Annotated in this window: 6 protein-coding genes; 3 read left to right on the top strand and 3 right to left on the bottom strand. The window is 67.0% G+C overall.

From position 1 onward, the window contains the following. Positions 1-100: 100 nt before the first annotated feature. Complete coding sequence (locus E8A74_RS54695; protein WP_232379500.1) at positions 101-2,026, top strand: hypothetical protein; 1,926 nt, start codon at positions 101-103, stop codon at positions 2,024-2,026. 12 nt (positions 2,027-2,038) lie between these two features. Here the strand turns inward: E8A74_RS54695 and E8A74_RS11255 are convergent, their stop codons facing one another. Then, a complete protein-coding gene (locus E8A74_RS11255) occupies positions 2,039-2,881 on the bottom strand; it encodes a hypothetical protein (RefSeq protein ID WP_136928959.1) in 843 nt (280 codons plus the stop codon). Positions 2,882-2,947: 66 nt separating this feature from the next. Next, entirely contained in the window at positions 2,948-5,998 is a 3,051-nt protein-coding gene (locus E8A74_RS11250; protein WP_211365335.1) for an N-6 DNA methylase, read from the bottom strand. Between the two features lie 270 nt (positions 5,999-6,268). Here E8A74_RS11250 and E8A74_RS11245 point away from each other — a divergent pair, with 270 nt between their 5' ends. Beyond that, positions 6,269-7,534, top strand: coding sequence for a neprosin family prolyl endopeptidase (locus E8A74_RS11245; RefSeq protein ID WP_170229047.1), 1,266 nt, complete (start codon positions 6,269-6,271; stop codon positions 7,532-7,534). Between the two features lie 636 nt (positions 7,535-8,170). On the opposite strand, the gene E8A74_RS11240 is transcribed toward E8A74_RS11245, so the two are convergent. Then, entirely contained in the window at positions 8,171-9,694 is a 1,524-nt protein-coding gene (locus E8A74_RS11240; RefSeq protein ID WP_136928957.1) for a tetratricopeptide repeat protein, read from the bottom strand. A gap of 287 nt (positions 9,695-9,981) precedes the next feature. Here E8A74_RS11240 and E8A74_RS11235 point away from each other — a divergent pair, with 287 nt between their 5' ends. Beyond that, a complete protein-coding gene (locus E8A74_RS11235) occupies positions 9,982-11,367 on the top strand; it encodes a sigma-54-dependent transcriptional regulator (protein ID WP_136928956.1) in 1,386 nt (461 codons plus the stop codon). Positions 11,368-11,500: the final 133 nt, after the last annotated feature.

Below are 11,500 nucleotides of genomic sequence, written 5' to 3'. Positions count from 1 at the left end.
TGGGCGCGGGCCGATTGATTCGGCCGCCGTGCTCCCGTAAAGTCGATTCCTCCCCCAGCGCGTCTTCGGCGCGTATTGCTTTTCGCACAGGAGAATGGTCATGCCTCACGCGGATCGTCGGATTCGTCGCTCTCTGGGTCTGCTCGCCGTGCTCGGCCTCTCCGCGGCGCCGCTCGCGTGTGGGCTCGACACGTATGGATCGAAGCCCGTGAACCCGGGCGGCGCAGCCGGCTCGGGGGGGACGGCGGGCGCGGGCGGGATGGGCGGCGCGGGGGCTTCGGGGGGCATGGGCGGCACGGGCGGCACGGGCGGCGAGCCGTGTACGGCGGGCGAGACGAGGGCGTGTTATTCGGGGCCCGCCGGCACGGAGGGCATCGGTAAATGCAAAGCAGGCACGCAGTTCTGCGCGGACGATGGTTCGGAGTTTGGTCCGTGCGAGGCTCAGGTCGTTCCTGCGGCAGCCGAAGATTGCAACGTGGCCGGGGACGAGGACTGCAATGGCGAAGCCGACGCGATGGACAAGGTATGTATTTGTGCGCCTGGAGCGGACGTCGAGTGCGACTTGCCGGATCTCGAAGGTACCTGCGCCGTTGGGAAGGGGACGTGCAGTAGCGATGGGAAGACCATCGAGGGCTGCATGCAGGTGACCTTTCCTGCGTTCGATGATTGCACGACGGCGACCGACGAGGATTGCGACGGGACGGCCATTGCCATGTGCACGGGCACGGTGAAGCAAGGTTTCACGCCGCCCGGGAAAAATTCGGACCCGCTGGATGACGGGGTGTACGACGTGGCGCTCACGCCCGACGGTGGATACGTGGTTGCAGGGGTGGTCGACGCGGCGCTCGGGCAGGATCTTTTCGTCTTCAGCGCGAGCCAGGGCAGCGCCTACGTCGCGAAGGTCGGCGCGGACGGAAACATGCAATGGGCGAAGACGTTTTCTGCGGATGTCGCCCTCGCCCGTGGCGTCACCGTCAGCAGCGCAGGTCAGATCACCGTGGTGGGCGAATACAGCGGTTCGATCAATTTCGGCGGGGACGCCCTGCAGAGCCAGGACCTCGATATCTTCATCGCCACGTTCGATGGGGCGGGCGCGCATGTCTGGAGCAAGAGGTTCGGCACGACGAGCGCACAATCTGCGCAGGACGTGGACGTCGACGCCGCGGGGAATCTTTTCGTCACGGGGTGGGTCACGGACGACAGTGTGAGCCTCGGGGGCAACAACCTTGTCCCCGACGACGAAGACATTTTCTTGGCGAGTTATGATTCCACGGGCAATCACCTTTGGAGCAAGATCTTCGCCAGCAATGGTAACGAGCGAGGACGGCGCCTCACGGTCACAAAGGACGGCAACGTCGCGATTTTGGGTGAAACGTATGAGTCCGGTGTGGATCTCGGCGGCGGCCAGATGAACGGTGCCGGCGGTCGTGATTTCGTGGTCGCGATGTACAACGGGTCGAACGGCAATCACATCTGGAGCAAGCTCTTTGGTTCGGGTGGAGATCAATTCCATGGAAACATCGCCGCCGCGCCGAACGGCAATGTCCTCCTCACCGGCCGTTTCACCGGCTCGCTCAATTTTGGCGGCGGATCGATGATGGCCTCGGCCGGCAACACGGACCTCTACGTGGCCGAGCTCGCTGCGTCGAACGGAAATCACGTGAACAGCAAGCGCTACGGGATCACCGGGACCTCGCGCGGCGCCGGGATCGCCGCGGACGGCGCAGGCAACGTCATCGTAACCGGGCATTTCGACAACTCGATCGATTTCGGCGCCGGAACGATCACGACGAGCAATGGATACGATGTCTTCGTCGCGAAGCTCGCCCCGTCGAATTGGGCGCCGCTCTGGACGAAGACGTTTGGCGGGAACGGCACGCAGACGGCCTGGGCCGCTGCCATCGACGGCAAAGGCGACGTGATCCTGGGCGGCAGCTTCGAGCAGCAGATCGTGTTCGGCAACCCGCTCGGGACGGTCACGAGCAGCGGCGGCGCCGATCTCTTCGGCGTCCGGCTCGCGCCCTGACGAACCGGTGAATCAGCTATCGGCGGGGGCCCCGTCTGGGGTCGTGGGCTCCTCCTTGCTCCCTCGCCGCTTCGGCCGTAGCCGCCGGAGGGCCTCCCGGAACGACGCCGCCTCGAACCTCCGCCGCGCCTCCGCGTCGTCGAAGCACGCATTGACCCCCGCCGCGCGTGCTTGTCGTCCGAGCAGGACGGCGTACGTCAGGATCCGGTTCCGCAGCAGCATCGCCTCTTCCTGGTTGCGTAGCCCGAGGACGCCGAGCAAGTCTCGATTCTCGGCTTCACGCAGGAGCCCTTCGCCCAGCTTCACGAAATCGTCGCTCATCCCGACCGCCGCGAGCTCCGCTTTGTGTTGTTTCGCGGCCTGGAGGAGCACGCGCAGGTCGTCCACCTCCTCGTCGAGCGTACCTGTCGTGTTCACATCGCCGAAGACGTCCGCGAGCTCCGGCTCGAAGGCGAACGCGTGTTCTCCATACGCCGCGAGGCGCGCGCGCCACGGACGGCTCGCCTCGACGACCTCCGCGACGGTCCGTACCCGGAACGCGCCGGTGCGGTGGCCTTCGCCAAACCAAAGGTGTGCTGTCTCGAGCAGGCGGATCGCGTCGCGGAACAGGGCGCGGCGCCCGGCCGCGTAGTTGTGCGCGTCGAGCTGCGCCGCGTGCTGCGTGACAGCGAGGAAGAGATCGCGGAGCTCGGTCAAGGTCACGCCGATCGGCTGGTTCGGCGCGAGCGATTCCCGCACGATCTTGTCCGTTTCAGGCTGCGCTGTGATGAGCAAGGCCTCGAACTCGGCGGGGTTGGAGGCGGCGCGCGTCTCTTCCAGAATGGTTTGTTGTTCGGGGGTCAATGCGATCGGCATATGGGTTCCTTTCATCGGGGCGAGGGGAGAGAGGGTCCGTGTGACATGGCGATGAGGACGCGCCGTCTATCCCAGCAGCGCGGCGACTTCCTCCTCGATCTGCCGGCCCGTGTCGGTCGCGGCGATCGCCTTGCGGATGAGACCTCGCATCGTCTCGAATCGCTTGCCCGTGGGAAGCGCGACGGAAGCCGCGATCCGTTCCGCTTCCTCGGCGAGCTTCGCCAGTCGCGCGTGGCGTTCGTCGTCCGGGTCGTAGTAGGGAATCGGGAGGTGCCAGACGTACTTGTCGTAATCGCGCGGGTTGTGCTCGCCGCGCGCCTGGAGGGGCCGCAACCGCTCGGTGACGACATGGCTATTGAGGATGGCCTCCAGATAACGTGCCTCCTCGAGGCTGCTCGCCGTCCCCCAGTACAGCTTGTGGTCGATGACGGCGTTGTCACGGAGGATGGCGGCGCAGAGGTACATCCCACTCTTGCTGTAAACGACACGCTGCGGCGGGATCGGGAACTGGTTGGAGAGCCCGCGGTGGTAGTCGACGCGCTCGATCAGGGAGAGGCGCTCGCTCGATCGGTGCGCTTCCCACAGCGACTCTGCGTGCCGCCACCAATCGTCGAGCCCCGGATAGAGCCCGAGGCGCTCGTCCCGACCATGAAGGAGGCGCTTGCCGTCCCAGGGGATGATGGCCTTGAGCGGCGGTAGCGTTCGATAGGGGAGGACCGTCTCGCCGAGGTGCATGGATCGCACGAACTGGCGGTCGACGCTCCCTTCCAGCGAAGCGAGCGATTTCCAGGGCGCCTTTTCGTTCGGACTCCGTCGGCTGCGGACAGGGACCCTCCCTGCGCCCGAGCCCAGCGGCCCGGCCGCGCGTTGCTCGACGACGAGCAGGAAACGCGGGACGACCGTGGCCCCCTGCGCGAATCGCTCCTCGTACGCCGAGCCCTTGCCCGGCGTCGCATCCTTGGCCTCCTGGACCGAGGCGCCCGCGCGCGTGATGTGCTTCTTCGCGGCTTCCCATCGTAGATTGGTTTGCGGCAGCCGCCCCGACCATCGCTCGACGGAGGAGGGTAGTGCCCTGGGCTCGTTTGCGTTTTGCCCGAGGATCACGCAGCTTGGAACCGGGAAAAACGCAGGCTTCACCGCGTGGAGGTCCCAGGCATCGTCGAACGAGACGGTCAGGTCCTTCGATTGAAAGAGGGCATAACGTCCCTTTCGATACCCGGCGTGCTGCCGCCCGCGGAGGACGGACCAGGGCAGGACGAAGCCGAAGCGGCCTCCTGGACGGAGATACCGCTCGATGCTGCGAAGGACGAACAGGGTGGAAAGGTCCTGATTGGTGGCGACCGCGGCACCGGCCCACAACCCGCGCTCTTCGCTCAATTTGCGGAATTCGGTTTGCATCGCCGCCGTCATGAAGCGGTAAGACAGCCATGGGGGGTTCCCGATCAGCACGTCGACGCGATTCTCCGACCTCGTAAGCCAGACCGGGCGAGCGAGATTGCGCACGTAATAGCCCCAGATGTGATTGTGGCCATCGTCGTGCAATCGGCAAAGGGTCTTGAATGTTTCGGTGATCACCTGTTGGTCGTCGGAATGCATGGCGTAACGACGGAAGACCGCCGAGAGCCCAGGGACCGGCGCGCCACGCGCACGGCGGATGCTCGCCAGATCGGAGAGCTCCGCAACGAGGCGATCGAACTGACCCACGTCGGCGAGTGTCCGTGCGGGAAAGCGCAGCTCGGTCGACCAGAGATGCCCAGCGAGCGTCGGGATCACCAGCGCGTTGCTTGTAAAGAGGGTTCGCTCCTGTCCCCACTGGATGCTGTCACCAAGATAGACGGGAATCGAGATCGAAGGCCGGTCCTCGGCCTGAAGGCGCGCGGGGCCGATGGCCAGGAGGTACGTGACGCGGGCGAACGTCACGGCGACGGGGTGGATGTCCATTCCGAAGACATGTCCGGTCAGGCCCGAGAGGGCGGTCGCATTGTCGAGCTTCGCCTCGTCGGCGGCGTCGAGGTAGCGCCGAATCGCGTGGAAGAGGAAGGTACCGGAGCCGCACGACGGATCGAGCACGCGCTGGTTCAGCGGGTCCGTCACGGCCGCGTCGACGATACGATCCGCGAGCCAGTCGGGCGTATAGTATTCGCCGAGTTGCTTGCGTTGCGCCGTATCGATGACGCTCTCGTAGAGTACCTTGAGCACGTCGTGCTCGACGTCGCGCCAGGTGAAACGCGCGAGGCGACGGGCCAGCACCTTGATGAAGCGGTCGCCTTCGGGGACCTCGACGATCCAATCGAAGAAATCTGCGTCGACCACGCCGCGGATTTGCGCCTCCGTGAAGAGCTCGCCGGTCACGAGCGAGGCCGCGGAGACGTCCTGCGCGGTGGGATCGAGGCCGCTGACGGCATGGGCGATCACCTCCGCGATTGCCACGAGGAGCGTGTGCTCGACGAACAACTCGTCGCGATCGATGAATCCCGTGCCGAACGCCGTGGTAAGCAAACGCGCCCAGAGTTCGCGCTTGAGCTTCACGGTGGGCTCGTCGCGATGCTGCGCAAAAAGCGTGTAAAGCTCTGCGAAGTCGAGTTTGTGTCCCGGGCTGTCGGCGCCGAGACGGCGCGTGATCTCCTGGGGCGTGGGCGCAATCTTCGCGCTCGTGGCGAGCACACCCTCGAGCCATACCGAGAGCCCTTCGACATCCGGCTTGCTTGGGTCGACCGTGAAGGACGAGACCAGGTGCAGCGCGCTCCCTTTCAGGTGGTACAAGCGCCATTCCGCGCCGTCGGTCAATACACCGACGTACCGTTGTCCCATCTCTTGCGTCCGCGAGGCGACGTAGCCCGCGAGCTGCGCCTCGGCGTCTTGCCTCACGTTGCCCTTGCGGAGGTCACGCTTGACCTCGAAGACGCAGAGGCCGGCCTCGACGTCGATCCGCTTGCGAGCGCCCGCTTGTTGCTCCAGCACCACGTCGAGATCGCGTAGCTGTTCTTCTTCCAGGGAGAGCGGCGCCGCGAGGAGCAGCGCATGCAGTCCGCTCTGCACGTTGGCCTCGGTGCGCGTCGCGTTCCGGTTCGCCAGGGTGCGTACGAGCTTGTCGAGATCGATCGTCCCTGTCGTCATGCGCGGCAAGGTAGTCGCATCGCAGCGGATAGCTCAAGGGCCCCCGCGCGTCGCTCGCGCCGTACCAGCGGCGGATGGCCCCGCCCAACGGTTCGGGTCGCCCGTTCCGTGGGCGGCCGAGCGCGGACCAGCATGCGCTGGTACGGCCCGGGCGACGCGCTGGCACGCGTCCATCGATCCGCTGGCACCCTGCCCGGAAAGGCGGGGCGAGGCCAGCGAACGCGGGGGGCGGCTTGCCACGCTGCTGGGGCCCTGGGGTAGGATATGTGGATGTCGCTCCGGACGACCGCATTGACAGGCCCGGTTCTGTTGCTCGTTGGTTGCACGACGCTGGGGGACGATGTCCTCGCGCTCCCCGAGCCTTCGATCCGGCGGGTCGACCCGCCCGTGCTCGACGCGGAGCAGCAGAAGAGGCAAGACGAAGTCAACCGTTTTCTGGCGCAACGCTACCATGACGAGGGGTGGGTCATCCTCGACACGACGCAGACGTATCTCGGCGACATCATCGATTGGCTCGATCCGAAGAGCGTCCCCGGCTCCGAGGTCACGCCGCCCCCGCCGCCCGAGTTCGAACTGCCGCCCGGCGTCGAGCTTCAGCAGACGGAGCTTGACGTGTATCCCGAGCTGAGGGGTCCTTCCTGGTCGGTGCCGATGTTCCGGCCCACGTTCGCGCCGTACGTGTTTGGCGATGTGCCGGCGAGCTCGGTCGAGGATTTCCTCGCCAAGTCAGCACATGGACAGCCCGAAGGGCAGGACCGCCTCTACGGAGGCATCGCCGTGCCCGCGCAGAATATCGGTGCCCACAGCTTTATCAACTCCTACGACGGGAAGGTGGAGGCGACGACCATGAGCCTGCTCGAATTGGCGGTCTCTTGCGATGGGCTCGATCCGGACACCACTCTGGAGCAAGTTGGCGTTACGGCGTCGCGAGATCGCGCGAATTTCGACAGGGATGATGGCAAGCCTGCGGTTACAAGAATCCAGGTCGAGTTCTACACGGCAGGTTTCAAGAATATCGGGAACGACAAGGGCGGGTGGGACGGTATGAGCACGGGCTTCAAGCCCGTTGGTGGCGCGCCGTACGGACCAGGGGTAGCGCTGATGCCCATGTCCACGGTTGGTGGAGCCACCTACGACTCACGCTTCGAGATCCGCAACATCGCCGGCGGGTGGTGGATTAGCCATAATTATAACTGGCTCGGCTACTACCCACCGGAATTCTTCGATGTGATGACGTCGGAAGCTTGCGAGGCGTATTGGTACGGGGAGGTCTTCGATCGCACCCCCACATCCTGGACCGCGACCGACATGGGAAGCGGGCACTTCGCCGCGGAAGGCTTCGGACGGGCGGCATACTTCCGATTACCCGTCTACCTCGACACCGCCGGGGTGGCACAATGGCCGGATGGTGCAGGCACTCCGAGCGCGGTGGATCCTGCATGCTACACGAGCACCGAGCTCTTCAACCTGGGGCCTGGATTCGAGCGAGTCATGTACGTGGGTGGCCCCGGCGGCGACTCGCCCGGGTGCAATTGAGGTATGTTGTTCATGAATGAGCGACGTTTGCGTCCGCTTGCCCCCCTGGGTGCTGTGTGGCTCCTCGTTCTGCTCGACGGATGCAGCGGGGAAAAACCTCCAGCGAGAGAGCCGTTCCCTCAAAATGATGGTGTCGTTCGCCCAAGTGCAGACGAACTGCAAGCAACCGACTGTCGACCCATCGCGCTCCATGAGGTCAGCACCAGCGACGGCGGGGTCACCGGGCCTCATGCATCATGCACCCAAGACGCGGATTGTTCTGATGGGTTCTGTGACCGTGGAACCTGCGCGCTTCGCATGCGGGCGCGCCCTTTTGGGCATCGTTGCGAGCAGGCTCGACCTTACGCGGGAGTCGTCGGAGAGGACGAATGTGGCGGATACCTGTGCTTGCAAGGGGCCTGTCAATCCTGCCAATCGGATGCCGAGTGCCAAAAATGGGCAGGTCCCACGATGACTTGTAGACAGTTCGGGAATTGGCCCGGACAACAATGTGCGATACTCGTGCCGGGCCCGAGTTGCCCGAATGGCAACCCTGCTGCCCCGGACGCGTGGGCTCCCGCGCAGGTGCCTTCCAAGAAGCCGCGCATGAATTGGGACGCGGGGCCGGCCCATCGTCCTTGACAACGCGGGCCCCTTCTACATCCGATACCAGCCGCTCGGCCGTTTCGCCGGCTTGCCCATCGCGATCCGGTGGAGCTCCCGCGCGGCGTCCTGGTGGCTCGGATCCAGGTCGAGCACGCGGCGGAGGTCCTGCACCGCGCCCGGCTCGTCGCCGATCCGACGGCGCAGATATCCCCGGTAGAACAAGGCCTGCGCGTGGTCGTCGCGCGCTTCGAGCAGCGCGTCGAGCTCGGCCACGCGGGCGCGGAGATCCGCGCCGCCGAGGAGCGAGCGGATCCACACGGCGAGCGCGGCATAGTCGGGCTGCGTGGGATCGACCTCGCGCGCGAGCTGGCAAGCCGCGAGCGCACCCGTGAGATCACGCTCCGCGATGCGCGACGTCGCGAGGCAGTAGAGCGCGTGCGCCGGGCGTGCGGCGTCCGGTTGCCCCTCGGGCGGCATGGGTACGGTGGGCGCTTTGTCGCTCTCCGAGGAGGGCGTGTCATGTGTCGGCGGCTCGGCTGCCGCGGGCTTGGGGACGGCCGGCGGCGAGGGGTCCGTCTCGACGACCGCGGACGGCGGCGGCTCGCTCACGGCCTCCCTCGGCGGAGGCGTCTCGATGCGGCGCGCGGCGAGCGTGAAAGCGCTCGGACGACCTCGCTTGCGCGGGCGCGGTTGCACGCGCGTGCGCTCGCCATCGCCCGCGAGATCCGGCGCCGCAGCGCCCATGCGATGCGACGCGGTGGCGCGCAGGCGGATCCGCGCGAGCGTCACGGGGCGCGCCGCGGCCGGCGGCGGCGCGGGCTGGATCTCCGCGCAGAGCGGTGTCGTGCCGAGGTCGAGGTCGAGCGAACGCGTGATGACGAGCGCGTAGACCATCCAGGCGAGCGTCTCTTCTGGCGCGAAGCCAGCGGCGAAGAGCTGCGCGAGCGGGAGCGGGTTTTCGCGGATCCGATCGAGGATCTCGCGCTCTTCGGGCGTCGGCGCGAACCGCTCGATCGCGGCCGCGGGATGGATGCGGATCGTGACGTCGTGCAGGCGCTCGATCGTCTCGGCCATCATCGACGAGGCCGCCGCGTGCGCGCGCACGCCGGCCCAGAGGATCGCGAGCGGGTGCATCGTCGAGGCCGGTGCTGCGTCGTCGACGAGGTCGGTGCGACCGTCGAAGTAGCTGTACGTCGTGTCCGCGCCGAGGCTGAAAAGACGCGTCATCCGCGTCGTGAACTGACGCGCCGCCGTCTGCTCGAGCAGCTCGCGCTCGACGCAGCCGGCGAGCAAGAGCGCGTCTCCGAGCAGCCCGTGCATCGAGAGCGCGCCTTGCAGCGTGGACTCGTCGAGCGCGCCTGCCTCGACGAGCATCTGCCCGAGGAGCGCATGCCCATCGCCGGGGCGGACCTTCACGGGCGCGCCCGCTTCGAGGCGGATCGCATGTTCGACGCCCGAGGCCTCGCGCAGGAAAAGCGCGCCCGTGAGCTGCTTGTCCAGCACGTAGACGAGCAGGTGCGCGAAGGGCGTTCGCCCGAGATCGCCTTCTGCTGTCGGAAGGATCTCGGAAGGCATGAGGGCTCGAAGGTACCACGAAGCGACCATCGTTCGTACACCGTTTGCCCGGGTGTGGGTGCCACGGAACTTTCCGCTGGGAAGCCGCCGGGTCGGGAGCGCGGCTCGGAGGGGCGTACAGGCCCACGGAACGGGGGGGGCAGGGCGATGCGGGGGCCACGCGCTCCCGTGGTGCTTGGACTCACTTCGCTAGCATTTCGTTACGGTTTCCGCTCGATCGGGTGCCGTGAAGGGGGCCTCGGGTCGGGGGTTGTCCCCCCTGGCCGGACGGGTGCTAGGGTCTGCGAATGCCGCGCGGCCATGTGCTCGTCGTCGATGACGAGCCCTCCATCCTCACCACGCTCCAGAAGGCCCTCTCCCTCGAAGGCTATACGGTGGACGTCGCCGGCGGCGTGCGCATCGCCGAGGAGAAGCTCGCCAAGAAGAGCTACGACCTCGCGCTCTTCGACGTCGCGCTCCCCGACGGCGACGGCGTCTCGCTCCTCGAGAAGGTCCGCGTCTCCGGCTCGGACCTGCCCATCGTGATGATGAGCGGCCACGCCTCGATCGACGCCGCCGTCCGCGCCACGCGGCTCGGCGCGCTCGACTTCCTGGAGAAGCCGCTCTCGACCGATCGGCTCCTGCTCGTGCTCGACAACACGCTCCGCCTCGTGCGAGCCGAGGCCGAGGCGCGCACGTTGCGCGCGCAGGTCGGGCAGCTCGGGGAGCTGATCGGCGAGAGTCGATCGATGGTGGCGCTGCGCGAGCAGATCGCGCGGGCCGCGAAGGCGAGCGCGACGGTGCTCGTGACGGGCGAGCGCGGGACGGGCAAGGAGCTCGTGGCCCGCGCGATCCACATCGCCGGGAAACGCGCGAAGGGGCCGCTCGAAAAGATGAACTGCGCCGCCGTCCCGAGCGAGCTCATCGAGAGCGAGATGTTCGGGCACGAGGCCGGCGCGTTCACGGGCGCGACGAAGCAACGGCGCGGGAAGTTCGAGCGCGCGAGCGGCGGCACGCTCTTCCTCGACGAGGTCGGCGACATGCCGATGCCGATGCAGGCGAAGCTGCTCCGCGTGCTGCAAGAGCGCGAGATCGAGCGCGTCGGCGGGCACGAGACGATCAAGGTCGACGTGCGCGTGGTGGCCGCGACGAACCGTGATCTCGAAGCCGCCTGCCAGAAGGGCGAGTTCCGCGCCGACCTCTACGACCGGCTCAACGTCGTGCCGCTCGCGCTCCCGCCGCTCCGCGCGCGCCGCGAGGACGTGCCCTTGCTCGCGCGGCATTTCCTGGGCCTCGCGATGGCCGCGAACGATCGGCCCGGCATGGTCCTGGCCGAAGGCGCGGTCGAGGTGCTCACGGGCTACGGCTTCCCCGGCAACGTGCGCGAGCTGCGGAACTTGATCGAGCGGCTCGTGATCTTGACGCCCGACGCGAAGATCGACGCGGAGGACGTGCGGGTTTGTCTGGGCGGCGCGTCGGCCGGGACGCCGACGGGCCTGTTTCGTCCCGGCACGCCGTTCCGGGTGCTCGCCGAGGAGGCGGAGCGGCGGATCCTGGAGGAGGCGCTCGCGCACCACGGCGGGGCGATGGCGTCGACGGCGCGCGGCCTCGGCCTCGAGCGGAGCCACCTTTACAAGAAATGCAAGGCGCTCGGGCTGCGCGGCGACAAGGCGGAGGCCGAGGACGAAGGGTAAGCATCGAAGAATTCGATGCTCGGAAGATCGCGGAGCGCGATCTTCCCTTGGGGGGTGAATCGACCGGGCTTTGCCCGGGCGAGAGGGGGACGCAAGGCGTCCCCCTCGGGACGAACTTGGTCGTGGCGAGGTA

Origin of the sequence: Polyangium fumosum, assembly GCF_005144585.1 — a bacterium.
GTDB lineage: Bacteria > Myxococcota_A > Polyangia > Polyangiales > Polyangiaceae > Polyangium > Polyangium fumosum.
This window is presented reverse-complemented; position numbering and strand designations above follow the sequence as displayed.